A 25,793-nucleotide genomic window follows, 5' to 3' on the forward strand; every position below is an offset into this window, starting at 1 on the left:
GATGCGGTAACCATGGGGCAGGCCCCACGCCGTACCGGGGGTCTGCCCCACCTGCCTGTGAAGGCTCAGCGCAGGCTGTGCCCCGGCGCGACGACGCCGGTCTCGTAGGCGAACACCACCGCCTGGCTGCGGTTCGCCGCGCCCAGTTTCCCGAAGATGTTGCCCACATGGGTCTTGACGGTTTCGAGGCTGATCACCAGCTCGGCTGCGATGTCCACATTGGACATACCGGTGGCGATGAGCCGCAGCACCTCGGTCTCCCGTTTCGTCAGCGAGGACGGCCGGGGAGCGAGGCCGGACGGCGCCGGGCGCGCGGTGACCATCCGCCGGATCGCGTCGGGGAACAGCAGGGTCTCCCCGGCGGCGACGGTGCGGATGGCGTGCGCGAATTCCTCCTTGCGCGCCCGTTTGAGCAGGAACCCGCTCGCCCCGGCGAGCAGCGCGTCGTAGACGTAATCGTCGTTGTCGAACGTCGTGATCACGAGGACCTTCGGCGGTTCGGCCACCCCGGCCAGCACCCGCCGGGTCGCCTCGATCCCGTCCACGCCCGGCATGCGCACGTCCATCAGGACCACGTCGGGACGCGTCCGCCGCACCAGGCCGACCACCTCGCCGCCGTCGCTCGCTTCGCCGACCACCGTCAGATCCGGCTGGTTGTCCAGCAGCGAGCGCAATCCGGCGCGCAACAGGGGTTCGTCGTCGACGATCAGGACGCGCAGTGTCATGAGTGCGACCGTAGCGGGATCGTGGTCACCAGCCGCCACAGCGGTTCCCCGTCGACGGCCGGACCCGCGACGAGCTCGCCCCGCAGCGCTTCGACACGTTCGGTGAGCCCCGGCAGCCCGTTGCCGCCGCGGCCGGAACCGGCCGCGTGTGCCACGAGCGGGTTCACGATCTCGATCCGCAGCGCGTCGGCGAGGACCGCGACCCGCACGGAAACCGGGCCGGGATGGGCGTGCCGCAACGCGTTCGTCAGTCCTTCTTGGACGATCCGGTACGCCTCCCGCGAAAGGGTCGCGGGCAGTTCCGCGGCGGGGCCGGTCAGCTCGTAGTCGATCATCGCTCCGCCGGATCGGGCGCGTTCGGCCAGCGTCGCGGCCTCGATGAGCCGCCGTTCGGGTTCGCGGGACGACCGGTCCTCCCGCAGCAGGCCGAGTACGTGGTCGAGGTCTTCGAGCGCCGCCCGTGAAGACTCCTCGATGGTGCCCAGCGCCTTCCGCACCAGCTGCGGTTCGGAGTCGACCAGTTCGGCGGCCGCGGCGGCCTGGATGGTCGACGTCGTCAGTGTGTGGCCGATGGAGTCGTGCAGTTCGCGCGCCAGCCTGTTCCGCTGCTCGAAGTGGTTCGCCCGGACCTCGGCCGCGGCGACGCGTTCGGCGGCCGAGGGGCCCAGCAGCGCGACCGCGCTGTACTGGAACAGTTTGGTGAAACCGGCGAGGACGTACGCGATCACCACGAGCGTGACCAGCGCGATCGGCAGCGTCCACAGCCCGCCGGTGCCGGATTCGATCGTCACCCGTTCCCCGAAGACCTCGATCGGGCTGCCGCCGCCTCCCGCCCACACCGCGGCGAACACGAAGCCGAGCATCAGAAAGGAGCCGAGGCCGAACAGCACCCAGCCGAGCGCGGTGTGCACGACCAGCCATGCCGCCGAGCGCCAGCGCTCCGGCCAGGCGATCTTCGTATTCGGCAGTGGCTGCGCGATCCGGGTGCCCAGCATCTGGTTCGCGAACCAGATGCCGACGCGCCGCATCGGTCCCGGCAGCCCGGCCAGCGCGACCAGGACACCCATCGAGAGCATCCCGTAGACGAATTTCAGCCGTACGTCGCCGGGGATCAGCACGGCGGGGATGAGCGCGATCGGGAACGGCACGGCCGTCATCACCATGCCGAGCAACCCGAACGGCACGCTCCGATAGCTACCGATCCGCACCAGGGGTTTGAGGGGGTTGACCATGACCGGAACGCTATTCGCCCCGGCCGTGCGCGCACCTCCCACTGGGGTGCCATTTCCCGTCATCCCCAAGACCGGCGGGGCGGTCACAGCCGGTTAGCGGGCGTTAGCGGTGTCCTCCTACACTCGGGCGCGTGGCTCACCGACCTTTGATCGCACCCAGCATCCTCTCCGCGGACTTCGCCCGGCTCGGCGACGAGATCCGCGCCGTCGCGGGGGAGGGGGAAACCCGCGCGGACTGGGTCCACGTCGACGTCATGGACGCGCACTTCGTGCCGAACCTGACCCTGGGCCTGCCGGTGGTGCAGTCGCTGCTCAAGGCCACCGACGTGCCGATCGACTGCCATCTGATGATCGAGAACCCTGACAAGTGGGCCATCGGGTACGCCGAGGCGGGCGCGTACAACGTCACCGTGCACGTCGAGGCCGCGCACGACCCGATCGCGCTCGCGAAGAACCTGCGCGCCGCCGGGGCGAAGGCCGGCCTCTCGATCAAGCCGAACACGCCGATCGAGGACCACCTCGACACCCTCAAGCACTACGACACGCTCCTGGTGATGTCGGTCGAGCCCGGTTTCGGCGGCCAGTCGTTCATCGAGGGTGTCCTCGACAAGGTGCGCACGGCGCGGCGCCTGGTCGACACCGGTCACCTCAAGCTCGTCGTCGAGATCGACGGCGGGATCAACGCCGACACCATCGAGCAGGCCGCCGAGGCCGGTGTGGACTGCTTCGTCGCCGGTTCCGCCGTCTACGGCGCCGAAGACCCAGGTAAGGCGGTCGCGGCGCTGCGCGAGCAGGCGGCCCGCGCCCGCGGCTGATCCCGCCTCTTGATCCGCCGTCGGGTCAGGAGAAGGAATCGGCCCCGATGGGTGTTGGATGAGGGGAGCACCGTTTCCAGCGACGGTGCGAGCCAGGAGGAGGGCAGCAGGAGTGTTCACCGGCATTGTCGAGGAACTCGGCGAGGTCACCGCGGTCGAGCAGGTCCCGGACGCCGCGCGGTTGACCGTGCGGGGTCCGCTGGTGACCAGCGACGCCGGGCACGGTGACTCCATCGCGGTGAGTGGCGTGTGCCTCACCGTGGTCGCGGTGGCGGGCGGTGAGTTTACCGTCGATGTCGTGCACGAGACCCTGCAGCGCTCCAGCCTCGCGAAGGTACACGTCGGTGACGTGGTCAACCTCGAACGCGCGACGCCGGCGGGCGGCAGGCTCGGCGGGCACATCATGCAGGGCCATGTCGACGGCACCGGCGTCTTCCTCAAGCGGGACGAACAGGGACTCACCACGTTCGCGCTGCCCAGGAAGCTGTCGCGGTACGTGGTCGAGAAGGGGTCGATCGCGGTCGACGGCGTCTCCCTCACGGTCGCTTCGGTGACCGACGAGGAGTTCTCCGTCGCCCTGATCCCGACCACCCTCGAACTCACCACCCTCGGCCGGAACACCCCGGGTGACCTGGTGAACCTCGAGGTCGACGTGGTCGCCAAGTACGTCGAGAAGCTGGCCATGCCGCATCTGCGCGCGCAGGGGGACAATGGCGGTACGGAGGAGCGGGCGTGAGTGAGACGAGTGCGATTCCGGGGTCGGCTGATCTGACCCCCTGTGGAGGCGGGGTGGCCGTGAACGCCGATGCCATCGAGGCGGCGATCGCCGACATCAAGGCGGGCCGTCCGGTCGTCGTGGTGGACGACGAAGACCGCGAGAACGAAGGCGACCTGATCTTCGCGGCGGAGAAGGCCACGCCGGAACTGATGGCCTTCATGGTGCGCTACACCTCGGGTTACGTCTGCGTGGCGCTGACCGAGGCGGAGGCGGACCGGCTCGACCTGCCGCCGATGTACCACACGAACCAGGACCAGCGCGGTACCGCGTACAGCGTCACGGTCGACGCCGCCGAGGGCATCACCACCGGCATCTCCGCGGCCGACCGGTCGCATACCGTCCGGCTGCTTGCCGACCCGGCGTCCAAGGCGTCGGACTTCCGGCGGCCCGGCCATGTGGTCCCGCTGCGCGCCAAGCAGGGCGGCGTCCTGCGGCGCCCGGGACACACCGAAGCGTCCGTCGACCTGGCCCGGCTCGCCGGGCTCTCGCCGTCCGGCGTGCTCTGCGAGATCGTGTCGCAGAAGGACGAGGGCGACATGGCCCGCCGCGACGAACTCGAGGTCTTCGCCGCGGACCACGACCTCAAGATGATCACCATCGCCGACCTGATCGCGTACCGGCGGCGCACCGAGAAGCAGGTCGAGCGGGTCGCCGAGGCGCGTATCCCGCTGGCGGCGGGCACGTTCCGCGCGGTCGGTTACGACAGCCTGCTCGACGGCATCGAGCACATCGCGTTCGTCTACGGCGAGATCGCCGACGGCGAGGACATCCTGGTCCGCGTGCACTCCGAATGCCTCACCGGAGACGTCTTCGGCTCGCTGCGCTGCGACTGCGGCCCGCAGCTGGAGGCGGCACTGGAAGCGGTGGCCAAGGAAGGCCGCGGCGTCGTGCTCTACATCCGCGGCCACGAGGGCCGCGGCATCGGGCTGCTGCACAAACTGCAGGCCTACCAGCTGCAGGACGCCGGCGCGGACACCGTCGACGCGAACCTGCAGCTCGGCGTCCCCGCCGACGCGCGGGACTACGGCACCGGCGCGCAGATCCTGTGCGACCTCGGCGTCCGCTCGATGCGGCTGCTGACGAACAACCCCGCCAAACGCGTCGGGCTGGAGGGCTACGGCCTGCGGGTCACCGGGCGGGTGTCGCTGCCGATCTCGCCGAACCCGGAGAACCTGCGCTACCTCAGGACCAAACGCGACCGGATGGGCCACGACCTGTCCCAGCTGGAGCATTTCGACCAGGTCGGCGCCGAGGTCGACCAGGGCAACGGAGGTGGCAAGCGGTGAGCGGCGAAGGCCGTCCGGACGTCGAACTCGACCTGTCCGACTGTAAGAACATCAGGCTCGGCATCGTGGCCACGCGCTGGCACACGAAGATCACGAGCGCGCTGCTGGACCGCGCCCTCGCGGCGGCCAAGGCGGCCGACCTGGAGGAAGAGCCGACGGTCGTGCGCGTCGCGGGCGCCGTCGAACTGCCCGTCGCCTCGCAGGCGCTGGCCCGCACGCACGACGCGGTCGTCGCGCTGGGCGTGGTCATCCGGGGCGGGACACCGCACTTCGAGTACGTCTGCGACGCGGTCACCGCGGGCCTGACCAGGGTGGCGCTCGACGAGAGCACCCCGGTCGGCAACGGCGTGCTCACCTGCGACACCGAGCAGCAGGCCCTCGACCGGTCCGGCCTGCCCGGCTCCGTCGAGGACAAAGGCTACGAAGCGACGGTCGCCGCACTGGACGCCGCGCACGCGCTGCGGAACCTGCGCCAGCCGTGGACCGAGCGGGGCTTCGTGTGAGCGTCGAGGCGGATGTGATGACGAAGTCCGAGGTCGTGGTGCTGCGGCCCCGCCGTGCCCTGGTGATGTGTTCGGTGCTGGCGGTGATCCTGCTGGCCACGTTCGTGGTCGTCGCGGTGCTGCTGCGCGGCTCGGACACCGGCGTGATCTTCCAGCCGTCCGACCAGGCGGCGATGATCGGCATCGGCGTCCTGCTCGCCGCGGGCACGATGCTGTTCGCGACCGCGCGCGTGAAGGCCGACGCCGACGGCATCGAGGTCCGGAACGTGCTGATCACCAAGAAGTTCGCGTGGAGCGAGGTGCTTTCGGTGAGCTTCCCGGACGGTGCCTCTTGGGCGCGGCTGGAACTGCCGGACGACGAGTACTACTCGGTCATGGCCGTGCAGGCGGTGGACCGGGAACGTGCGGTGGCCGCGGTGCGGGCGCTGCGGCGGCTGCACAAGGCGGCCTGGGAAGGCTGACGCGCCCTCTCCAGCGTGCAATGAAGGGGCCTTTCATCGCAAAATTTGCGATGAAAGGCCCCTTCATTGCGTTCGGGGCCCGGCACGGACTCGGGTCAGCCGCGACGCCGCGGCAGGCTGCAATGAACGGTCCTTTCCTTGCAAATTTCGCAAGGAAAGGGCCGTTCCTAGCGTTCGGGGCAGGGTCCGGGCCGCGGTGCGGCTGGCTCACTCAAGTGTCATGAAAGGGTCGTTCAGGACGTTTTTTGTCCTGAACGACCCTTTCATGACATCCGGCACGGGACCGGCAGCGCTCAAAGCGAAAGATCCACCACGATCGGCGCGTGGTCCGAGGGGCCCTTGCCCTTCCGCGCGTCACGGTCCACATAGGAATCCGTCACCGCACCGGCCACGACGGCGTCGGCGTACACGAGGTCGATCCGCATTCCCTTGTTGTTCGGGAAGTTCCCCGCCCGGTAATCCCAGTACGTGAACGGGTGGTCGTACTTCAGCGGCCGCGGGAACACGTCCGACAGCCCGAGGTCGCGCAGCGCGGCGAGCGCCTTCCGCTCCGGCTCGGTCACGTGCGTCGATTCGGCGAACACGCCGATGTCCCACACGTCGGCGTCGGTCGGCGCGATGTTGAAGTCGCCGAGTACCGCGAACGGCAGTCCGCGCGCCTGCTCCTCCCGCACGGTCGCCTCCAGCGCCGAGAGCCAGGCCAGTTTGTAGCCGTAGTGCGGGTTCTCCAGGTCACGCCCGTTCGGCACGTACACCGACCACAGCCGCAGCCCGCCGCAGGTGGCGCCGATGGCCCGCGCGTCGGCCTTGTCCTCGAAGGTGGGCTCGCCGGTCAGGCCGCGCGTCACGTCTTCCAGGCCGACGCGGGACACGATCGCGACGCCGTTCCAGCGCCCGATGCCGTACGCGGCCGTCTCGTAGCCGAGTTCCTTCACGGCGTCGACGGGGAAGGCGTCGGTGCCGCTCTTGAGTTCCTGCAGGCACAGCACATCCGGTTGCACCGAGCCGAGCCAGTCCAGGACCCTCGGCAGCCGGGGCCCGATCGAGTTCACGTTCCAGGTCGCGATCCGCATGCCCGCGAGCGTCCCACACCCCACCGACACGACCACGTGAAAGGGCCCCTGTCGCGACGGGTCACGTCGCGACAGGGGCCCGGCCGGGGTGGAGGTCAGACCCCGGTGGTCGAGCGGATCCAGGAGCGGGCCGAAGCGACGCTGCCGTAGTTGTTGGTGCCGCGGATGTTCGAGCCGCTCTGGTTCTGCACGGTCGAAGCGACACCGACCTGGACGCCGTTGTAGACCTGGGGGCCGCCCGAGTCGCCCTTCCACGCCGAACCGTTGATGCCGACGCTCTGGATGGCCGGGCCGCCGTAGGCGTCGCGCGAGCTGCCGGTGACGCGGACGTCGGCCACCTTCAGTGCCGAGGCGGGCGGGCCGGTCGGGGTCTCGCGGCCCCAGCCGTAGAGCTTGTTGGTGCTGCCGACCGGCGGGTTCGAGCCGGTCAGGGAGATCGGCGTGACCCCGGCGTCCGAGGCCAGGTGCAGCAGCGAGATGTCGGCGCCGTTCGGCGAGGACACCTTGCGGTCGACAGCGATCTCACGGCCGCCCTGGAGCGCGTTGCTGCCGACGCGGACCCGCATGCCGCTGCCGTCGGAGTCGAGGCAGTGCTTGGCGGTCAGGACCCAGCGCTGGGCGATCACACTGCCGGAGCAGTTGAAGCCGTCCCACTGACGGCCGGGGGTGTTGACGTAGATCTGGGCGCCCCAGCTCACGGTGGGGGCGGTGCCGCCGCCCACGATGTTCGGCTGGACACCGGTGGGGGTGCCCGCGGAGGCGACCGCGCCGGCGGTCATGGTGAGGGCTGCGGCGGCGAGGGTGGCGGCGCCCAGCGTACGAAGACGGCTCACGGTGCAGGAGTCCTTTCGAGCGTCATCTGACGAAGAACCGAATGAAGTGGAACTGGGACGGAAAGTAATCACCCGGTTCACCCGCTAGGAACCAACGAACGTCTGATCCGGCCGAAGACCCGACTTAGGTCGGTATACGTAATGAAATACGGACCGCATCGTGGTAGTCGCCACCCGGATGAGGGTTAGAGCATGGGGGCTCGCAAGACTGTCGGTGGTGCCCCATAGGCTGGACGACGTGGCTGACCCGACCACCTACCGTCCCTCGCCGGGGAGCATCCCGGACGCCCCTGGCGTGTACAAATTTCGCGATGCCACGAAGAGGGTCGTCTACGTCGGCAAGGCGAAAAGCCTCCGCAGCAGGCTGAACTCGTACTTCGCCGACATCACGGGTCTGCACCCGCGCACCCGCCAGATGGTGACCACGGCGGCGAGCGTCGAGTGGACCGTGGTGAGCACCGAGGTCGAAGCGCTCCAGCTGGAGTACAACTGGATCAAGGAGTTCGACCCGCGGTTCAACGTCCGCTACCGCGACGACAAGAGCTATCCGGTCCTCGCCGTCACGATGAACGAGGAGTTCCCGCGCCTGCACGTCTATCGCGGCGCGCGCAAGAAGGGCGTGCGGTATTTCGGTCCGTACGCGCATGCCTGGGCCATCCGCGAAACGCTCGACCTGCTGCTCCGGGTCTTCCCGGCGCGCACCTGCTCGGCGGGCGTCTTCAAACGGCACGGCCAGATCGGCAGGCCCTGTCTCCTCGGCTACATCGGCAAATGTTCCGCGCCGTGCGTCGGCAAGGTCTCCGCCGACGAGCACCGCGCGATCGTCGAAGACTTCTGCGACTTCCTCGCCGGCCGCACCGACGCGCTGATCCGCCGCCTGGAACAGGAAATGGCGGCCGCGTCGGAGGAGCTGGAGTTCGAGCGCGCGGCCCGGCTGCGCGACGACCTCGGCGCGTTGCGGCGCGCGATGGAGAAGCAGGCGGTGGTGCTCGGTGACGGTACCGACGCGGACGTCGTCGCCTTCGCCCACGACGAACTCGAAGCCGCCGTCCAGGTCTTCCACGTGCGCGGCGGCCGGGTCCGCGGCCAGCGCGGCTGGGTGATCGACAAGGCCGAAGAGATGGACGTCAAGGATCTCGTCGACCATTTCCTCACGCAGTTCTACGGTGAGGAAGCCGAACGCGCGGACGACCCCGACCTCGGGTCGCCGGTGCCGCGCGAGGTCCTCGTCCCCGAGTTGCCCGCCGACGCGGAAGCGCTCGGCGAATGGCTTTCCGGGCTGCGCGGTTCGAGGGTGAGCCTGCGGGTGCCGCAGCGCGGGGACAAGCGCGCGCTCGCGGAGACGGTGACGCGCAACGCCGGCGAGGCGTTCACCCAGCACAAACTGCGCCGCGCGGGCGATCTCACGGCGCGCTCGGCCGCGCTGGCGGAACTGCAGGACTATCTGGCGCTGGAAACCGCGCCGCTGCGCATCGAATGCGTCGACATCAGCCATATCCAGGGCAGTGACGTGGTCGCCTCGCTCGTGGTCTTCGAGGACGGGATCCCGCGCAAGTCGGAGTACCGGCGCTTCGCCCTGCGCGAGGCCGCGGAGGAAGGCGACGTCGCGTCGATCGCCGAGGTCGTCCGCCGCCGGTTTTACCGCTACCTCAAGGAAAACGCCGAGGGTGTCGCGGTCGATCCGGATCGGCCGGGCATCGACCCGGAGACCGGCAAACCGCGCAAGTTCGCGTACGCGCCGAACCTGCTCGTCGTCGACGGCGCGGGCCCGCAGGCCACCGCCGCCGCGGACGTCCTCTCCGAACTGGGCGTCACCGACGTCGCCGTGGTCGGCTTGGCGAAGCGGCTGGAGGAGGTGTGGCTGCCGGGCGATCCCGATCCGGTGATCCTGCCGCGCACGTCCGACGCGCTGTATCTGTTGCAGCGGCTGCGTGACGAGGCGCACCGCTTCGCCATCCGGTACCACCGGGAGAAGCGGTCCAAGCGGATGCAGGTGTCCGCATTGGACGGTGTGCCCGGGCTGGGGCAAGCTCGCCGTACCGCGCTGATCAAGCATTTCGGCTCGGTGAAGAAACTCCGCGAAGCGCGGATAGAAGAGATCGAGGCGGTGCCCGGCTTCGGCAGGCGCACCGCGGAAGCGGTCGTCGCGGCACTCGCAGGGGAGAAAGCCGCGGCGGCGGGGGAGTCCGGTACGTGATCGGTGAAGGGACCATCGTGAGTGCGCAAGAAGAAGGCCGCGGTTCGGGGATGGAGGTCGCGGTCGTTTCCGGGCTGTCCGGAGCCGGCCGCAGCACCGCCGCGAAATGCCTGGAGGACCTGGGCTGGTTCGTGGTGGACAACCTCCCGCCCGAACTGATCGCCACCATGGTCGAGCTCGGCGCGCAGGCGCGGGGCGCGATCACCAAGGTCGCCGTGGTGATGGACGTGCGCTCGCGCGCGTTCACCGACGACCTGGCGTCGGTCATCAAGGATCTCGACGCCCGCGGATACAAGCCGCGTGTCCTGTTCCTGGAGGCCACGGACGCGGTGCTGGTGCGCCGGTTCGAGGCCGTCCGCCGAGGCCACCCGATGCAGGGCGACGGCAGGCTCGCCGACGGCATCACCGCCGAGCGCACGCTCCTGGAGCCGCTGCGCGAAGAGGCCGACCTGGTGCTCGACACGTCGTCGCTCTCGGTGCACGACCTGCGCGCCAAGATCGAGGACGCGTTCGGTTCCGAGGCGAGCACACAGACCCGCGTCACCGTGCTGTCGTTCGGCTACAAATACGGTCTGCCGATGGACGCGGACCTGGTGATGGACGTCCGGTTCCTGCCGAACCCGTTCTGGATCCCGGAACTGCGCGACCACACCGGTCTCGAGGGCGAGGTCCGCAACTACGTGCTCAGCCAGGAAGGCGCGGACGAGTTCCTCGACCGCTACCACCAGCTGCTGCGCCTGATCGGCGCGGGCTACAAGCGCGAGGGCAAGCGGTACCTGACGCTGGCCGTCGGCTGCACGGGCGGAAAGCACCGCAGTGTCGCCATTTCCGAGGAGCTCGCCCAGCGTCTGTCCAATGAGGACGGTATGGCCGTGAAGGTGGTGCACCGCGACCTTGGCCGCGAGTGATCTGCGCGCGGTCGCTCTGGGGGGCGGGCACGGCCTGCACGCCACCCTCACCGCGTTGCGCCGGGTGACCTCGCAGGTCACCGCCGTGGTCACCGTCGCGGACGACGGCGGCTCGTCCGGCAGGCTGCGCCGGGAACTCGGGCTGCTGCCGCCGGGCGACCTGCGGCAGGCCTTCGCCGCGTTCGCCGCCGAAGACGGCGGGACCCTGTGGGCGGAGGTGTTCCAGCACCGCTTCGGCGGCGACGGGGCTCTTGCCGGGCACGCGGTCGGGAACCTGTTGCTGGCCGGATTGTTCGAAGTGCTCGGAGATCCGGTCGCCGCGCTCGACGAGGCGAGCAGGCTCATGGGCATTTCCGGCCGGGTGCTGCCGATGTCACCCGAACCGCTGGAAATCCAGGGCGAGGTTTCGGGGCTGGACGCCGAGAATCCCGAGGCGCTCCGGCGGATTCGCGGTCAGGTGGCGGTGGCGACGACGCCGGGCCAGGTGCACCGGATCAGCCTGCACCCGACAGGGCAGGCCGACCGGCCGCCGCGCGGTTGTCCCGAGGCCATCGAGGCAGTGCTCGCCGCAGACGTGGTGTTCCTCGGCCCCGGGTCGTGGTTCACCAGTGTGCTGCCCCATCTGCTGGTGCCGGATCTGCACGACGCGTTGCTCCGAACGGACGCCACGAAGGTCGTCATCCTCAACTTGATCCCCCAACCGGGGGAGACGGCGGGATTCTCTCCGGAGAAGCATTTGGACGTACTGTTCGAACACGCCCCGGAATTGCGGGTGGACGCGGTCATCGCGGATCGTGACTCGGTGCCCTCACCAGCCCGGTTGCGGGACGCCGCCGGGAGACTGGGCGCGAGGGCGTTGCTGGGGGCGGTGGCTGACCCGGTCGTGACGGGGCGGCATGATCCTGATGCGCTCGCGGGCTGTATGCGAGACGCTCTCGGTCTCACCGGGGGAGGAGCTGAAGGTATGGAGGGGCAGCGATGGCGATGACCGCCGCCGTGAAGGACGAGCTGAGCCGGCTGGAGATCACCAAGATCGGCCCGCGCCGCGCGGAGGTCGCGTCGATGCTGCGATTCGCGGGCGGGCTGCACATCGTGGCCGGCCGCGTCGTGGTGGAGGCCGAACTCGACACCGGTTCGGTGGCCAGGCGGCTGCGCAAGGAGATCCACGAACTGTACGGACACCAGTCCGACGTCCACGTCATTTCCTCCAGCGGATTGCGCAAGGGCACGCGGTACGTCGTCCGGGTGGTCAAGGACGGCGAGGGACTCGCCAGGCAGACCGGCCTGATCGACCAGCGTGGCCGTCCGGTGCGCGGACTGCCCGCCGCGGTGGTGTCCGGCGGCGTCGCCGACGCGGAAGCCGCCTGGCGCGGCGCGTTCCTGGCGCACGGTTCGCTCACCGAACCCGGCCGTTCGTCGTCACTCGAGGTGACCTGCCCCGGCCCCGAGGCCGCGCTGGCGCTCGTCGGCGCCGCCCGGCGGATGGGCATCCAGGCCAAGTCGCGCGAGGTCCGCGGCGCGGACCGGGTCGTGGTGCGCGACGGTGACGCCATCGGTGCCCTGCTGACCCGCCTCGGCGCGCACACGAGCGTGCTCGCCTGGGAAGAGCGGCGCATGCGTCGCGAAGTGCGCGCCACCGCGAACCGGCTCGCGAACTTCGACGACGCCAACCTGCGGCGCTCGGCCCGCGCGGCCGTGGCGGCGGCGGCCAGGGTGGAACGCGCGCTGGACATCCTCGGCGAATCCGCCCCGGAGCATCTGCTCGCCGCGGGCAAACTGCGCCTGTCGAACCGGCAGGCCTCGCTCGAAGAACTGGGCCAGCTGTCCGATCCGCAGATGACCAAGGACGCCGTCGCCGGCCGGATCCGCCGCTTGCTGGCGATGGCCGACAAGAAGGCGAAGGAACAAGGCATCCCGGACACCGAATCGGCCGTCACCCCGGACATGCTCGAAGAAGACGAAGCCTGATCAGCCCGCGTTTAGTCCTCTGGATGCGGTACTTGCGTGTGCAAGGACCGCATCCAGAGGACTAAACGCGGGTAAGGCACACGTGTCGTGTCTCGGGTGAGACGGCGGGCTGGGTGACGCGGCACCGCACTCGCGTGCTCAGACCCGGATCTCGCGTGTTCGGACTCCGCGCTCCCAAGTGCGGCCTCCAAACACGCGAGTTACGCCCCCAGACACGCGAGTTGCGTCCCCAAGCACGCGAGTCACGCCTTGTACTTCGCGACCGGCCGTCGAGGTCACAGCCGTCCCACTGTCACCAGCGATCACACCTGACGGTTGCGTTGCTCGCCGAAGACTTCGCACGTGGCTGGGTCGCCATCGAGCGCGGCGGTGGCGAGGAGGACGGCGCCCGAAGTCCACGTCGTGCGCTCGTCCGGCCAGAACTCGTCGTCCGCGTACTGATATCCGGTCCAGTACGAGCCGTCGTCGAGCCGAAGCCGGGCCACGCAAGCGAGGAGTTCGCCCGCGCGGGCCCGCTCGCCGCGGGTGGCGAGGGTCAGTGCCAGTTCGGCGGTTTCCCCGCCGGTGACCCACGGTTCGTGGTGCACGCAACGCACTCCCAGGCCGGGTTCGACGAACCGGTCCCAGCCGGCCGCGAGCCGCGCCGTGGCGTCGGCGCCGGTCACGACGGACCCCAGGATCGGGTAGTACCAATCCATCGCGTGCGGTTTCGCGGCGAACAGGCGTGGCTCGCCGACCAGGGCCGCGCGGAGCCGGCGCGCCGCGTCCCGCCACTGTGGACGGTCCAGCCCCATCGTGGACGCGAGCGCCAGTGCCTGGGTCAGCGCGTGGTGGATGCTGCCGCATCCCGCGACCAACCGGACTTCGGGGTCGTCGCGCCAGGAGATGGCGCCCGACGGCTGCTGCCGCCGCAGGACGGCGTCGACTGCCCTGTCCACGACCGGCCACATCCGGTCCAGCCAGGCCCGATCCCCGGTCAGCAGGAAATGGTGCCGCGTCCCGACCGCGACATAGGCGGTGAAGTTCGTGTCCATAGTGGACAAGTCGATCTTGCCGTCGCGATACCTGGCCGCCCACGATCCGTCAGGACGCTGGTTCCGGTGCAGCCAGTCGTACGCGGCTTCGGCCTCGGCCTTCAGTCCGGCGACGTCCAGTCCCATGGCGGCTTCGAGGTGATTCCACGGATCGAGGTGTCCGCCGGTCTCCCAGGGGATCCCGCCGTCCGGCCGTTGCACGGCCGCGATCCCGGCGGCGGTGGCCTTCACGGCTTGCGGGCGTAGACGACGAGGCTCTTGCCGAGCACCGGGTTCAGCGCTCGCTCGGCGAACCGCACCGGCGGGGGATTCCGCATGATGTCCCAGACCAGGAACCGGTGATAAAGCGCGCAGAGCCGGTGCTCCTCGTCCGGGCCGACAGCGCATTTCAGCCACCAGTACGGCGAGTGCAGCGCGTGCGCGTGATGGCTTCCGGTCGGCCGCAGCCCGGCTTCCGTCAGTTTGCCGAGCAGTTCGCGGCGCCGGTAGATCCGGATGTGCCCGCCTTCGACCTGGTGATACGCGTCCGAGAGCAGCCAGCAGATCCGTTCCGGCCACCAGCGCGGCACGGTCGCCACCAGCCGTCCACCGGGTGCCAGCACGCGGCTCGCCTCCGCGAGCACTGTCCGGTCGGCGTGGATGTGTTCCAGTGTCTCGGCCACGATCACCCGGGTGAAGGAGCCTGCCGGGAACGGGAGCCGGAGGGCGTCCGTGCGGACTGCCATCGCCGAGGCCGTGGCGGGAGTCTCGCCCGCCTTCGCGAGGTTGGCGAACATGTCCCGCACGTACTTCAGCGCGGTGTCGTCGAGGTCCGCGGCGACCACGTCCGCGCCGCGTTTGTACGCTTCATAGGCGTGCCGTCCGTCCCCGCAGCCGAGGTCGAGCACCCGGTCCCCGGGGCCGACGGGGAACCGGTCGAAGTCGACGGTCAGCACCCCGCACGCTCCCGGCCGAGGACCCGCCGGTAGTGCGCGGCGGTCTCCTCGGCAGTGCGCCGCCAGCTCAGCGCCCCCGCCGTTTCCCTGCCGCGGGCCGCGAGATCGGCGCGCAGGTGTTCGTCGCCGAGGACTTTGGTGAGTGCCTCCGCGAGCGCCGGTACGTCACCCGGCGGCACCAGGATCCCCGCGTCACCCACGACCTCGGGAAGTGCGCCGCCCGTGGTCGCGACGACCGGCGTTCCGCAGGCCATCGCCTCGGCCGCCGGCAGCGAGAATCCTTCGAACAGTGAAGGCACGCAAGCGATTTCGGCCGAGCACAGCAACCGTGCGAGTTCGTCGTCGGTCAGCCCGGTGACGAATCGGACGCCCGCGCCGGGGCCGAGCCGGGCGAGCGCCCGCGCCGCCGGACCGTCCGGTTTCGGTTTGCCGACGATCACCAATTCGCCTTCGATCCGTTCCCACGCCGCCAAGAGGTGTTCGAGCCCCTTCAGTGGTTCGTCCGCGCTGGCGGTGGCCACGACCCGGCCCGGGATCCGGTGGATTTCGGGCCGCGGCCGGAAGATCCTGGTGTCGGCGGCGAGCGGGACGACCTGGATCCGGTCCTCCGGGACACCCATTTCCCGGCCGATGGCCGCGCGGGAAGCCCGGGACACCGTCAGCGTGGGCAGCCGCCGCGCGACGCGGTGCTGCATGGCGACGAACCCGTACCACCGCTTGACCCGAGCCGCGTCGCGTCCGGTGACGGTGGCGAGCTTCAAAGCCCGGTCCACGGCGAGGGGATGGTGGATCGTGGCGACGGTCGGCAGTCCACAGTGGAGCATTCCGTAGCCGAGCCCTTGGTTGTCGTGGACGATGTCGAAGTCGTCCCTGCGCTTCGCGAGATGCCGGGCGGCACGCAGGGAGAAGGCGAGGGGTTCGGGGAAGCCGCCGCGGCGCATGCCGAGGAACTCCACCCACGACGGCAGGTCACGTAACTCCCGCGGCCGCGGTGTCCGGAAGGGATCCGGCTCCGCGAACAGGTCGAGCCCCGGGATCTTCGTCAGCCGCACGCCGTCGTCGACCTCCGGATAGGGCGGCCCGGACAGCACCTCGACGCGATGCCCCAGCGCGGCGAGTTCGCGGCTCAGATGCCGGACGTACACGCCTTGACCGCCGCTGCGCGGATTCCCGCGGTAGGTCAGGAGCGCGATCCGCAGTGCGCTCACCGCTCACTCCCGCGCGCTCCAGTACGCGAGCTGCTCGCGGATCTTCCGGGTTTCCCCGTGGCGTTCGCCGCGGACCTCGACGGAATCGCCGAGCAGCAAGGTCCACGTCGGCAGCGCCTCGGTGACCTGCCCGGCCTTGGCAAGGGTGAGTGCGAGACCGTACCGGAGGTCGAGGACGTCGGGATGCCGGTCATTCAGCCGTCCCGTCGCTTCGCCGGAGTGATTCCTCGCCGTTCCCGGTCTTGCCGGTCGCGACCGCGAGGAAATGCCGCGCGTGCAGTGTCTCGCGATGGTCGGCTCCGAGCGCGTGGGTGGCGTCGCGGACGAGGGCTTCGAACTCGGCCCGGGACTCCTCGAAGCGGCCGAGTTCGGCGAGCAGATGCCCGATGTTGTTGCGAATGCTCAAAACGTCTTCGTCGCCGTCGGACAGCGCGGCGGTGGCGATCGGCAGGAGTTCTTCGAACCGGGCGAGTGCGCCTGCCGCGTCACCCGCCTTGCCGGTCCACGTCGCGTGCCGTGCTTTGCAGCGCAACGTGATCCGGTCGGTCTCGCCGAGCTCGCCTGCCGCGCGGTTCGCCCAGAACGCCCAGCGTTCCCGGTTCTCGACCGGGATGTGGGACGTCCGGCGTTCCAACGAGGCGAGGGCGTCTTCGCGGAGCCCGGCGAGCCAGAGGTGCTCGGCCTCGTTGGCCTCGGCGTAACTCTGTTCGAGCGTCGGCTCGTCGTCTCCGGTCACGAGTGCCACCTCCGAGGTCGCCGACGCCAGCCAGGCGTGCAGACGGGCCGCCACAGCAGGGAAGAGCTCGGGCGGCGCACCGGTCCACAGGACGGTTTCGTCGGCGAGGCCCGCTCGCGTCCGGCTGACCGCGTCACCGAGCCCGGCCAGGAAATCGCGGACACGCACCCGCCGGTCCGGCCCGCCCGCGGCCGCGCTCGCCGCGGTGAGGATCGAGATCGGGATGGGCCCGCGTCCGGAAGCCAGACCCAGCAGCTCCAGCAGGACCGCGTGACCCGGCCGTGGCGAGGCCACCGCGCCGGTGCCTCGCTCCTCGTCTTCCTCTTCTCGGTCCGCCTGCGTGACGCTGATGAAGGTAACCGTCGAATCGCCGAGCCGGAGCACGTCCCGATGCGCCAACTCGGCGTTCAGCACCCGTTTCCCGTTGACGAAGGTGCCGTTGGCGGAATCCCGGTCGGTCAGCCACGCCGTCGTGCCGTCCCAGCGGATCTCGCAGTGGAGCCGGGAAACCCGCGAATCGCCGAGCCGGAGCGCGGCGTTCCTGCTGCGGCCGAGCGTCGTGAGCCCGAAGGACAGTTCGTGCCGCGCGGGCGGGAGGCCGGGTACGTCGATGATCAGGGTGGCGGGAGTGATCCGCGGCGAAGTGGGGGAGCCGGTGTCATGTCCTGGAACGGGGTCGCCCACGTAGGCTTCCTCCGGTTCGAGGATCCGTCCGGGGACACTGTCCCGCTGACCGAGCCGGATCACGAACGCCGACTCCAGGACGTCCGGTTTCCGGGTCGCCACCACCGTTTTGACCCACGCCAGCGCCGGGTCCAGTGACAGGTCGAGAAGGACCCCGCGCAGCCGCCGCCGGAGCCCGGGATCGAGGTCGTCGAACCCGTCGATCGCGATCCGCACCGGACCGCCGGTCCCTTGTGGAGCGAGACGGCGCAGCGGGCCGAGCAGTGCCAGCTCGAACGCGCTCGCGCCGGCGCGGCCGACGTCGTCGAGCCCGCCGCGATGGGCGTCTTCGGCGTTGGCGAACCCGGGGACGGTGCGCCGCAACTGCCTGGCCAGTTCACGGGCGATCTGTTCCGCGGTCTCACCTCGGCCGGTGAACAGCACGGCGTGCAGGAAGTCCGGCGGCACGTACGAACCGGCCACAGACGGCCGTGCCAGCGCGGCGAGCATGGCCGACTTCCCCGTGCCGGCCTCGCCCGCGAGCACGACCAGGCGGGTTCCGGTGAGCAGGTGCCCGACGGCTTCGCCGAGCTTCGGATCCGGCCGGTAGTCCGCGGTCAGCCGCTCGATCCGCGGCGCGGCCGGGTTGCCTGCCAAAGGAGAACGCCGCCAGACGGGCGAGGAGTTCAGCGCGAGCCACAGTCCCTGGTCGGCTTCGGCCACCTCACGGGTGCCGTCGAAACCCAGATGGATGGCGGTCTGCGCCGGGCACAGGCCGGTGATCACCCGTTTGAGGTCCGCGCACCGGACGCGCTCGCCGAACTCGGCGTGCCCCGACCGGAGTACCGAAACCAGCGACCGGCTGAAACACCCGTTCGCCGCGACACGGTCGTCCGAGGCGGTGAGCAGGTCGAACCGTCGACCCGCCTCGCCGACGATCCGCAGCCAGCGTCGGCCCGCCTGCCTCGCCCCGATTCCCGCGTGGCAGGTGTCGAGCAGGATCACCAAACCGTCCAGCATCGAGTAGCGGCCGAGCAGCTCTTTGATGCGCTGGGCGAACAGGAACGATTTCCGGCTGTCCACCGGCAGGCCGGTGTCCTTGGTGAGGAAGTAGAAGTCGTCGTCGGCGTATTCGCCGTGCCCGACGAGCGAAAGGAACAGCGTCGCCTCGTCTTCCGAAGCACGCTCGAAGGCTTCCACCAGTGCGTCGTCCAGCTCGACCATCGTCGGGTCGACGAGCAGGCCGCGGCCGTCCTGGAGCGCGGGGACACAGCCGCCGATCTCGGGGTCGAGCAAGGCCGTCGAAACCTGACGGCCCGCGTCGGGGAGGAACGAGAGAAGGTTCAGCGAGTCGCACTGCGACGCGACGACCAACGACCTCCGCTCTCCCACGGAGATCACTTTGTCTCATCGGACGGTCACCGGCAAGGGCGGCCGCGATACCATGCGCCATGGCTCGGATCGTTCTGGTGCACGGCATCGCCCAGGAACAGAAGTCCGCGGACACCCTCGAGGCGGAATGGCTGCCGAGTCTGGCGGGCGGTGTCCGGCTCGCCGGGGACGCCGGACTGGCCGACTCCCTGTGGCGCGACGCCCGGCCCGGTGACGCGCGGATGGCCTTCTACGGTGACCTTTTCCTCAAGGACGGCCAGCAAGGCGGCGCCGACGAACTCACCGCCGACGAGTGGGAACTCGCCGAGGCGTTGGCAGGGGAGTGGCTCCGGAACGCGGCCGGTTCGGCGTCCCGCGAGACGGATCGCGAGCGGGCGAGTGCCGAACTGGCCCGGCTCGGCGGTCCGGACGGGGAAACCCAGGGCGTGCGCGCGGCCGCCCGCCCGGTGCTGAACGCGCTGGTGCGGCTGAAGCCGTTCGCGAGGCTCGGGGTGGCGTTCGCCGAACGCGTGGTGGTCAAGGCACTCAAACAGGTGACGCTGTACCTCACCGACGAGACGATCCGGAAACGTGTGCAGGACCGCGTCGCCGAACACATCGGCCCGGAGACCGAGGCGATCATCGGGCATTCGCTCGGTTCCGTCGTCGCCTACGAAGCCGCCCATCTGCACGGCCGCCCGCTGCCGTTGCTGCTCACCCTCGGCTCGCCGCTGGGCCTGCGCACGGTGGTCTACGAACGGACCCGCCCGCAGCCGCCGTCCGTCCCGCCCGGCGTCGCGAGCTGGGTGAACCTGGCCGACCGCGACGATCTCGTCGCCGCCCGGCCGGATCTCAGCAGGCTGTTCCCCGGCGCCGACGGCGTCCTGGACAGCGGCTACACCGTCGACAACGGCGCGAAACCGCACGAGGCGGCGTTCTACCTCGCCAAACGCCGCACCGGTGAGGCCCTCTCCCGGTCGTTAACCTGCGGCGGGCAGGCGTAACGCGGCGGTTTCCGTGGTGACGACGGATGGAAACAGCTCCCCTCGAAGCTTCCCGATGAGGTGATCTTCGAGGAAGGGGCAGCCATGCGGGTATCGGCGGAGGTCGGCACGTGGCTCGCCCGGCGCAGCAGCCGGGCGGGTGACTGGTGGGCGGGCGAACTCGTCGTCGCCAAACGCGGGACGCGGGTTTCGGTGGTGATCCCGGCCCGCGACGAGGCGGAGACCGTCGGCGCGATCGTCGGCACCATCCGGCGTGAACTCGTCGAACGTTTCCCCCTGGTGGACGAAATCCTGGTGGTGGACAGCCATTCCACCGACGCCACCGCCGAGGTCGCCCGCGCGGCCGGCGCGGACGTCGTCGCGCAGGACGCGGTGTTCCCGGCTCTGGAAGGCTTGCCGGGCAAGGGGGAAGCGCTCTGGAAGGGCGTCGCCGAAACCACCGGTGATCTCGTCGTCTTCGTCGACGGCGATCTGCGCGACTTCACCGCCGGCTACGTGACCGGCCTGCTGGGGCCCCTGCTGACCGACCCGGGAATCGCCTACGTCAAAGGGTTCTACCACCGGCCGCTCGCCGGGGCGGCGGGCGTCGAACCCGACGGCGGCGGCCGGGTGATCTCCGCGGCGCCGCCGTCGACGTCACTCGCCCAATTCCGGCGTGGTGTGGGGGAGGGCGTCGAGCGGGAACTCGTGCTCACCGACGTGGCCCTCACCCAGCGGCCGCCGCTGGAAAGCCTTCCGCCGGAGATCCGGCCGGAGAATTCACCCGCGTTGCGCAGGAGCGCTTAGGGTGTGTCCGGCAAGGAGTTGCGGTGACCGTCCCGGAGGCGGTAGCAAAGGTCCCTTGCTCCCTTTTCGCAGGTCAGCGGCTCGGGTGAGACATCTCGGGAGGTTGCGAAAGCCACTTTCGCAACCTTCAAGGTTGCGAAAGTGGCTTTCGCAACATGCGGCGGCCGAAGTGATGGCAAAGGTCCCCCGCTCCCTCTCCGCGGATCAGCACTTACACGACACGGCCTGAGCTCAGTGCCTCCTTGGGCTGCCAGCCCGGCGGGCCGAACACGTACCCGAGTTTGTCCCGCCAAGAGCCGGCGGCACGGACGTCTCGCAGGATCGAGCCGTATTCGTGGAAGCCGACCTTGAGCAGGTTGTGGGACTCGACGTTCTTGGTCAGCCCGTAGGTCGGCCGCTTGCCCTCGGGGACGAAACTCCCGAACATCCGGTCCCAGATGATCAGGATGCCGCCGTAGTTCGCGTCCAGGTACTCCTGGTCGCTGCCGTGGTGCACACGATGGTGTGAAGGCGTGTTGAACACGTACTCGAACCAGCGCGGCAGCTTCCGGATCTTCTCGGTGTGCACGAAGAACTGGTAGACGAGGTCGATCGACAGTCCGGTGAGGATCATCCACGGCGGGATTCCGGCGAGGGCGAGGATCGACCAGAACGGCAGCTGGAAGTACGGGGTCCACTTCTGCCGCAACGCCGTCGAGAAGTTGTAGTGCTCGCTCGAATGGTGCACCTGGTGGCCCGCCCACATGACCCGGACGCGGTGACTGGCCCGGTGGTAGGCGTAGAAGACGATCTCCTGCCCCAGCAGCATCAGCACCCAGGTCCACCAGTCGTGCGGGCTGAACTTCACCGGCGCCAGTTCGTAGAGCGCGGCGAACACGAACAGCATGGCGATGCGGAAGACGCCGTTGATCACCACCGCCACCGCGCCCATGGACATGCTGGTCCGGGTGTCCTTGACGCTGTAGCCGATGACGTTGTCGTCGTGTCCCAGCACATGCAGCGCGAGGATCTCGATCGCGACGAACAGCAGGAACACCGGCGTCGCCAGCAGTACCGGGTCACTCAAATGGGCAAGGAACTCCGCCATCGCACCTCTCCTGTCGCGCCTCCGTTAACTGACCATCAGGTAACTTACCCTAGGGTCATTTACCTCAGGGTAAGATAACCGCCGTGACAGAAGCAAGGGCCGTCGGCACGAAGGGGGTGCCCCGTGAGGAACGGGAGACCCAGATCGTGCGCGCCGGGACGGAGGAGTTCGGCAAGAACGGGTACGCCGGGGCGTCGATGGTGGAGATCGCCCGCCGGGTCGGCGTCACGAAACCCTTGCTGTACCAGTACTTCGGCTCGAAGGACGGGCTGTACCTCGCCTGCCTGCACCGGGCGGGGGACAGGCTGACCGAAGGGGTCGCCGAGACGATGGCGGAGAAGGGCGAGCCGCCGGAACGCATGCCGCTCGCGGTGCTCTCGGCCATTTTCGAGACGTTCGACAACGACCGGTACGCGTGGAAGCTGCTCCGCGACCCAACGGTGCCGTCGACCGGCGAGATCGCCGGTGTCGCGGTCGACTATCGCCATCGGCTCGACGGATTCGCGCTGATCGGCGCCGCGCAGCTGATGCACTCGCGCGGGCTGGACGACGATCGAGACATCGAGGCGATCGCCCAGGTGTGGACCGGCGTGGTCGATTCCCTGATCAGCTGGTGGATCGACCAGCCGGATCAGGACGCCGCGGCGATGACCGAGCGCTGCTCGCGGATCATGCGGAACCTGTTCGGCTGGTGAGCGCCGCCAAGTCGGCCACCGCGGCCTCGCAGTCGGCGAAGGCGAGCCGAGGGCGATCGTCCAGCGGGAACCAGGCGTACTCGGAATTCTCTTCCGACAGCACGATTTCCGCGTTCGGCGGAAGTTCGCAGACGAAGGCGAGACCGATCGTCATCAGCCCGGTGTCGCCGTAGACGGACGGGTACGTTCCGGCGAACCGGAGGTTCCGGAGTTCGCAGCCGACTTCCTCGAGCCCTTCGCGGACGAGGTTCTCCTCGGCGGTCTCCGCGCCGGAGAGGAACCCTCCGACGGTGTCCCAGCTGCCCTTCCGAGGCTCGTGTTCCCGGCGTAGCAACAGGATCCGGTCGCCGTCGAGGATGAGCCCGACCGTGGTCGGCAGCGGGTTGTCGTATTTGGTGAAGCCACAGGCGGGGCATGCGACATGGGTGTCTTCGCCGTCGCCGGCGATTCGCGTGCGGTCGCCGCAGCGAGGGCAGAACTTCCAGTCCTTCACCGTGGGGAGCTCAGGCGTTTGGCGTGGAAACGGCCGGGGTGCCCGGCGCCGCTCCGGACACCCCGACCGCGACTCAGGACGCGGCGCTGGATTTGCCGCGCAGTTTGACGTTGGCCGTCGAGGCGTTCTTGATCGCCGTCTCGATCTGGGCCATCGTCGAGGATGAGGACAAGCCCGGTACCGTCGCCGATTTCAGGGCGTAGAGCGTGAACGTGTAGGGATGGCTGGAGCCACCGGGGCAGGGGCCGAAGTACTTCTGCGAGTTCGCCCCGCTGCCCATGGCCTTCTGCTTGGCACCGTTCTGGTTCGGGACCGTGTAGCCCGCTCCGAGGCCTTCGGGCAGCGACACTGTGGACCCCGGGATGTCCCAGATCGCCCAGTGCAGTTTGTTGCCGTTGTTGGCCACGTCGGCGAAGACGACCGCGTATCCCTTGGCGCCGGTGGTCCCGGCACTCCACGCCAGCGGCGGGGAGGTGTCCTGGCCCGCGGTGCCGTCACCGGCACAGGTGAACTTGTCCGGGATCGACGCGTTGTCGGCGAACGCGGAGCTGGTCAGTTTGAACGCTCCCGGCTGCCCGCCACCGGGGAACTTCAATCGCACCACCACGTTGTCGATCCCGCTCGGCGTGCCGCCGTTCTTGTCCGCGTTGGTCGAGGTGACCCACAGGCCGCCGTCCGGTGTCTTGGTGACCGAGCGGAGCCTGCCCCAGCGGCCGGAGAACAGCGACTGCACCGAACCGACGCCGTTGCCCGCCGCGTTGATCTGGGTGGCGAAGAGCTGCTCGCTGGTGACGGCCGCGACGTAGATCCAGTCGTTGACGATCTCGATCCCGCTCGGCCCGCCGGAGCTCGTCGACCAGGTTTTCTTCGGCGCGACGGTGCCACCGCAGGTGCCCTCGGTGCCTTCGCACTGGGGCCAGCCGAAGTTGCCGCCCTTCTGGATCAGGTTGAGCTCGTCCAGCTTGCCGTCGCCGAACTCCGAAGCCCACAGCTGGCCACGGGAATCCCACGCCAGGCCTTGCGGGTTACGGTGCCCGAAGCTCCACACGTAGCGGGCGTTGCCGCCGGTGGAGAAGAACGGGTTGTCGCTCGGCGCCGAGCCGTCGGGGTTGACCCGCAGGATCTTGCCGTTGAGCGATCCCTTGTTCTGCGCGGTGTCCTTGTTCTGTCCGTCGCCGGCGGTGACGTAGAGCTTTCCGTCCGGGCCGAAGCGCAGCCTTCCGCCGTTGTGGTAGCGGTTCTTGGCGATCCCGGTGAGCACCGGCGTCGACGTCGAGGACAGCTTTCCGTTGTCGTAGGTCATCTTCACTATCCGGTTGTCGCCGGATGCCGTGTGGTACAGGTAGACCGCGTGGTCGGTGGCGTAGTTCGGCGAGATCGCGATGCCGAGCAGGCCACCCTCGCCGTTGGTGCCGACCGCGCCGGGCACCTTGCCGACCGCGGTCTTCTCACCCGACGGCGTGATCCGCAGGATCTCGAACCGGTCCCGTTCGGTCGCCAGCGCCGTGCCGTCCGGCAGGAAGTCGACCGACCAGGCGAGGTCCACCTTGGTGATGTCCTTGTCGTACTCGGGGATCCCGCCGCCCGCGTTCCCGCTCGTCTTCGCGATCAGCGCGGTGCTCGCGGCCGAGGCGTTGCCGTCGAGGTCCCGCGCCTTCACCGTGAAGGTGTACGACGTGTTCGCCGTCAACCCGGTGATCGTGGCTTCGAGCGACGGTGTGGTCGCGACCTTCGTGGTGCCCTGGTAGACGTCGTAGCCGGCGATGGTGCCGCTGTCGTCCGTGGAAGCGTTCCACGCCAGGGAAACACTGTTCGCGGTCACCGACGTCGAGCGCAGGTTCCCCGGCACCGTCGGCGGCGTGGTGTCCCCGCTCGGCGGTGTGGTGAACTGGACGACATTGCTTTGCTGCGAAGGGTTTCCGGCCGCGTCGAAGGCGCCGACCGAGATGTCGTAGGCCGTGTTCGGCTGCAGGTTGTCGACCGTCGCGGTGAGGGTGGTCCCGTCGACGGTCTTGAGAACGTTGCCGCCGCGCATGATGTCGTACCGGACCACGCCGACGTTGTCCGTCGACGCTTCCCAGGTGAAGGTGGCGCTGCGGGCCTTGATGTCCTTGGCGGCCAGGTTCTTCGGCGGGGTCGGTGCCTCCGCGTCGGCCACTCCGCTCACGGTGAGCTTGTCCGCGTTGGGCCCGCCGTTCGCGGTCGTCGCGGTGGTGCGGATCTTGTTCGCTCCGGCGGCCAAGGCGACGTCCTTGGTGACGGTCTTCCAGGTGGTCCACGCGCCGGTCCCGGGGAAGGACAGCGTGCCGGAGATGGTCCCGTCGACACTCAGGGAAACCGGCCGGTCGATCGTGGTTCCGTTGGCATAGCGGAAAGTCAGCGTCCGGGTTCCGGCCTGCGCGGCGTTCACCGTGTACTCGACGTAGCTGCCGGCGACGTTGTCGAAGTTCACGAACCCGGTGCCGGAATAGCCGGCGTGGTTCTTTTCGACGGCGCCTTGGGAGATCGTCGCGGCTTCGGATTCGTGGTCGGTCGGTGCCGCGCCCGCGGGCAGAGCAGGCAGGACGGCGAGGGTCATCGCCGTCGCGGCGGCACACGTGAGCAACGCGCGCCACGGGGGTCGGGGTGCCACTGGAGCCTCCATGCGTGAAGTTCGGGGTCGGGAGGTGCAACGGCGGACCGGGCGAGCGAGCCCGGCGGGGGAGGGAGTTTTAGTTAGGAAACTTTCCTATCTATGGTTCAGATCACACACCAGAGGGTGCTTCGTGTCAATACTTGACCAACATCAACACAGAGGGTCATGCGAAACGGGCTGCCCGGGTGTCGCGCCCAGTGGGACAGGGCAGGTTGACGGTGGTTACCGCAACCTCGCGTTCGCCATCCGCGTACCGACTCCGAGCGTGGGGGGGGGGCCACTCAGGCCCGCCCCCCCCCCCCGCCAGGGGTGGGGGGCCCCCCCCCCCCCCCCCCCCCCGCGCGGACCCCACCCCCGGGCGGGGCGG

23 protein-coding genes are annotated in these 25,793 nt (G+C 69.4%); 12 read left to right on the top strand and 11 right to left on the bottom strand.

Annotated features, from left to right (window positions below):
* Positions 1–65 precede the first annotated feature (65 nt).
* Positions 66–725, bottom strand: coding sequence for a response regulator (locus tag ACIHAO_RS38060; RefSeq protein ID WP_396566346.1), 660 nt, complete (start codon positions 723–725; stop codon positions 66–68).
* Complete coding sequence (locus ACIHAO_RS38065) at positions 722–1,957, bottom strand: sensor histidine kinase (RefSeq protein ID WP_396566348.1); 1,236 nt, start codon at positions 1,955–1,957, stop codon at positions 722–724. The genes ACIHAO_RS38060 and ACIHAO_RS38065 overlap by 4 nt, the downstream gene beginning before the upstream one ends.
* Positions 1,958–2,103: 146 nt before the next feature.
* On the opposite strand from ACIHAO_RS38065, the gene rpe reads away from it, so the two are divergent.
* The 5 genes from rpe (at position 2,104) to ACIHAO_RS38090 (ending at position 5,800) form a co-directional block, all read left to right on the top strand.
* Positions 2,104–2,772: a ribulose-phosphate 3-epimerase gene (gene rpe, locus ACIHAO_RS38070; protein WP_396566396.1), complete on the top strand. Its 669-nt coding sequence runs from the start codon at positions 2,104–2,106 to the stop codon at positions 2,770–2,772.
* A gap of 112 nt (positions 2,773–2,884) precedes the next feature.
* A complete protein-coding gene (locus ACIHAO_RS38075; RefSeq protein ID WP_396566350.1) occupies positions 2,885–3,508 on the top strand; it encodes a riboflavin synthase in 624 nt (207 codons plus the stop codon).
* Positions 3,509–3,561: 53 nt separating this feature from the next.
* Positions 3,562–4,836: a bifunctional 3,4-dihydroxy-2-butanone-4-phosphate synthase/GTP cyclohydrolase II gene (locus tag ACIHAO_RS38080; protein ID WP_199748986.1), complete on the top strand. Its 1,275-nt coding sequence runs from the start codon at positions 3,562–3,564 to the stop codon at positions 4,834–4,836.
* Entirely contained in the window at positions 4,833–5,339 is a 507-nt protein-coding gene (ribH, locus tag ACIHAO_RS38085) for a 6,7-dimethyl-8-ribityllumazine synthase (protein ID WP_396566352.1), read from the top strand. Before ACIHAO_RS38080 ends, ribH begins: the two co-directional genes overlap by 4 nt.
* A 17-nt stretch (positions 5,340–5,356) precedes the next feature.
* The gene (locus tag ACIHAO_RS38090) at positions 5,357–5,800 is read left to right on the top strand and encodes a PH domain-containing protein (RefSeq protein WP_396566354.1); all 444 of its coding nucleotides are present in this window, start codon (positions 5,357–5,359) and stop codon (positions 5,798–5,800) included.
* 293 nt (positions 5,801–6,093) lie between these two features.
* Here ACIHAO_RS38090 and ACIHAO_RS38095 read toward each other — a convergent pair whose 3' ends face one another.
* Positions 6,094–6,873 carry an exodeoxyribonuclease III gene (locus ACIHAO_RS38095; protein WP_125783669.1) on the bottom strand — a complete coding sequence of 260 codons (780 nt, stop codon included), beginning with the start codon at positions 6,871–6,873 and terminating at the stop codon, positions 6,094–6,096.
* A 95-nt stretch (positions 6,874–6,968) separates the two neighbouring features.
* On the bottom strand, positions 6,969–7,706 hold the full coding sequence (locus ACIHAO_RS38100) for a trypsin-like serine protease (protein ID WP_125793791.1): 738 nt from the start codon (positions 7,704–7,706) through the stop codon (positions 6,969–6,971).
* A 238-nt stretch (positions 7,707–7,944) separates the two neighbouring features.
* Here ACIHAO_RS38100 and uvrC point away from each other — a divergent pair, with 238 nt between their 5' ends.
* The 4 genes from uvrC to whiA are packed head-to-tail and all read left to right on the top strand — an operon-like array spanning position 7,945 to position 12,779.
* Positions 7,945–9,903, top strand: coding sequence for an excinuclease ABC subunit UvrC (gene uvrC, locus ACIHAO_RS38105; RefSeq protein ID WP_125783673.1), 1,959 nt, complete (start codon positions 7,945–7,947; stop codon positions 9,901–9,903).
* Positions 9,904–9,953: 50 nt separating this feature from the next.
* Positions 9,954–10,811 carry an RNase adapter RapZ gene (rapZ, locus tag ACIHAO_RS38110; protein ID WP_034311885.1) on the top strand — a complete coding sequence of 286 codons (858 nt, stop codon included), beginning with the start codon at positions 9,954–9,956 and terminating at the stop codon, positions 10,809–10,811.
* 1 nt (position 10,812) lies between these two features.
* Positions 10,813–11,799, top strand: coding sequence for a uridine diphosphate-N-acetylglucosamine-binding protein YvcK (yvcK, locus tag ACIHAO_RS38115; protein WP_125784004.1), 987 nt, complete (start codon positions 10,813–10,815; stop codon positions 11,797–11,799).
* A complete protein-coding gene (whiA, locus tag ACIHAO_RS38120) occupies positions 11,790–12,779 on the top strand; it encodes a DNA-binding protein WhiA (protein WP_005152315.1) in 990 nt (329 codons plus the stop codon). The genes yvcK and whiA overlap by 10 nt, the downstream gene beginning before the upstream one ends.
* Positions 12,780–13,081: 302 nt before the next feature.
* Here whiA and ACIHAO_RS38125 read toward each other — a convergent pair whose 3' ends face one another.
* The 4 genes from ACIHAO_RS38125 to ACIHAO_RS38140 form a co-directional block, all read right to left on the bottom strand.
* Positions 13,082–14,044: a prenyltransferase/squalene oxidase repeat-containing protein gene (locus ACIHAO_RS38125; RefSeq protein ID WP_396566358.1), complete on the bottom strand. Its 963-nt coding sequence runs from the start codon at positions 14,042–14,044 to the stop codon at positions 13,082–13,084.
* The gene (locus tag ACIHAO_RS38130) at positions 14,041–14,748 is read right to left on the bottom strand and encodes a class I SAM-dependent methyltransferase (protein WP_396566360.1); all 708 of its coding nucleotides are present in this window, start codon (positions 14,746–14,748) and stop codon (positions 14,041–14,043) included. Before ACIHAO_RS38130 ends, ACIHAO_RS38125 begins: the two co-directional genes overlap by 4 nt.
* Positions 14,742–15,956, bottom strand: a complete 1,215-nt coding sequence (locus ACIHAO_RS38135; protein WP_396566362.1) for a glycosyltransferase family 4 protein — start codon at positions 15,954–15,956, stop codon at positions 14,742–14,744. Before ACIHAO_RS38135 ends, ACIHAO_RS38130 begins: the two co-directional genes overlap by 7 nt.
* A 190-nt stretch (positions 15,957–16,146) precedes the next feature.
* Positions 16,147–18,756, bottom strand: coding sequence for an FHA domain-containing protein (locus tag ACIHAO_RS38140; RefSeq protein WP_396566364.1), 2,610 nt, complete (start codon positions 18,754–18,756; stop codon positions 16,147–16,149).
* A 50-nt stretch (positions 18,757–18,806) separates the two neighbouring features.
* Between ACIHAO_RS38140 and ACIHAO_RS38145 the strand changes: the two genes are divergently transcribed.
* Positions 18,807–19,730, top strand: coding sequence for a hypothetical protein (locus ACIHAO_RS38145; protein WP_396566366.1), 924 nt, complete (start codon positions 18,807–18,809; stop codon positions 19,728–19,730).
* Between the two features lie 84 nt (positions 19,731–19,814).
* Positions 19,815–20,516, top strand: coding sequence for a glycosyltransferase (locus ACIHAO_RS38150; RefSeq protein ID WP_396566368.1), 702 nt, complete (start codon positions 19,815–19,817; stop codon positions 20,514–20,516).
* A gap of 211 nt (positions 20,517–20,727) precedes the next feature.
* Here ACIHAO_RS38150 and ACIHAO_RS38155 read toward each other — a convergent pair whose 3' ends face one another.
* Entirely contained in the window at positions 20,728–21,603 is an 876-nt protein-coding gene (locus ACIHAO_RS38155) for a sterol desaturase family protein (RefSeq protein WP_396566370.1), read from the bottom strand.
* Between the two features lie 83 nt (positions 21,604–21,686).
* Between ACIHAO_RS38155 and ACIHAO_RS38160 the strand changes: the two genes are divergently transcribed.
* Positions 21,687–22,298, top strand: a complete 612-nt coding sequence (locus ACIHAO_RS38160; RefSeq protein ID WP_396566372.1) for a TetR/AcrR family transcriptional regulator — start codon at positions 21,687–21,689, stop codon at positions 22,296–22,298.
* On the opposite strand, the gene ACIHAO_RS38165 is transcribed toward ACIHAO_RS38160, so the two are convergent.
* Positions 22,273–22,791 (bottom strand): NUDIX domain-containing protein, encoded by a 519-nt coding sequence (locus tag ACIHAO_RS38165; RefSeq protein ID WP_396566374.1) that lies wholly within the window; start codon positions 22,789–22,791, stop codon positions 22,273–22,275. The two genes, ACIHAO_RS38160 and ACIHAO_RS38165, sit on opposite strands and share 26 nt — an antisense overlap.
* Before the next feature lie 73 nt (positions 22,792–22,864).
* Positions 22,865–25,369 carry a PQQ-dependent sugar dehydrogenase gene (locus ACIHAO_RS38170; RefSeq protein WP_396566399.1) on the bottom strand — a complete coding sequence of 835 codons (2,505 nt, stop codon included), beginning with the start codon at positions 25,367–25,369 and terminating at the stop codon, positions 22,865–22,867.
* Positions 25,370–25,793: the final 424 nt, after the last annotated feature.

Origin of the sequence: Amycolatopsis sp. NPDC052450 (genome assembly GCF_044547565.1) — a bacterium.
Taxonomy (GTDB): Bacteria; Actinomycetota; Actinomycetes; order Mycobacteriales; family Pseudonocardiaceae; genus Amycolatopsis.

Coding starts and splice junctions, on each gene's coding strand:
- ACIHAO_RS38060 (WP_396566346.1), bottom strand. CDS start 725: ATGACACTGCGCGTCCTGATCGTCGACGACGAACCCCTGTTGCGCGCC.
- ACIHAO_RS38065 (WP_396566348.1), bottom strand. CDS start 1,957: ATGGTCAACCCCCTCAAACCCCTGGTGCGGATCGGTAGCTATCGGAGC.
- ACIHAO_RS38090 (WP_396566354.1), top strand. CDS start 5,357: ATGACGAAGTCCGAGGTCGTGGTGCTGCGGCCCCGCCGTGCCCTGGTG.
- ACIHAO_RS38095 (WP_125783669.1), bottom strand. CDS start 6,873: ATGCGGATCGCGACCTGGAACGTGAACTCGATCGGGCCCCGGCTGCCG.
- rapZ (WP_034311885.1), top strand. CDS start 9,954: ATGGAGGTCGCGGTCGTTTCCGGGCTGTCCGGAGCCGGCCGCAGCACC.
- whiA (WP_005152315.1), top strand. CDS start 11,790: ATGGCGATGACCGCCGCCGTGAAGGACGAGCTGAGCCGGCTGGAGATC.
- ACIHAO_RS38145 (WP_396566366.1), top strand. CDS start 18,807: ATGGCTCGGATCGTTCTGGTGCACGGCATCGCCCAGGAACAGAAGTCC.
- ACIHAO_RS38150 (WP_396566368.1), top strand. CDS start 19,815: ATGCGGGTATCGGCGGAGGTCGGCACGTGGCTCGCCCGGCGCAGCAGC.
- ACIHAO_RS38155 (WP_396566370.1), bottom strand. CDS start 21,603: ATGGCGGAGTTCCTTGCCCATTTGAGTGACCCGGTACTGCTGGCGACG.
- ACIHAO_RS38170 (WP_396566399.1), bottom strand. CDS start 25,369: ATGACCCTCGCCGTCCTGCCTGCTCTGCCCGCGGGCGCGGCACCGACC.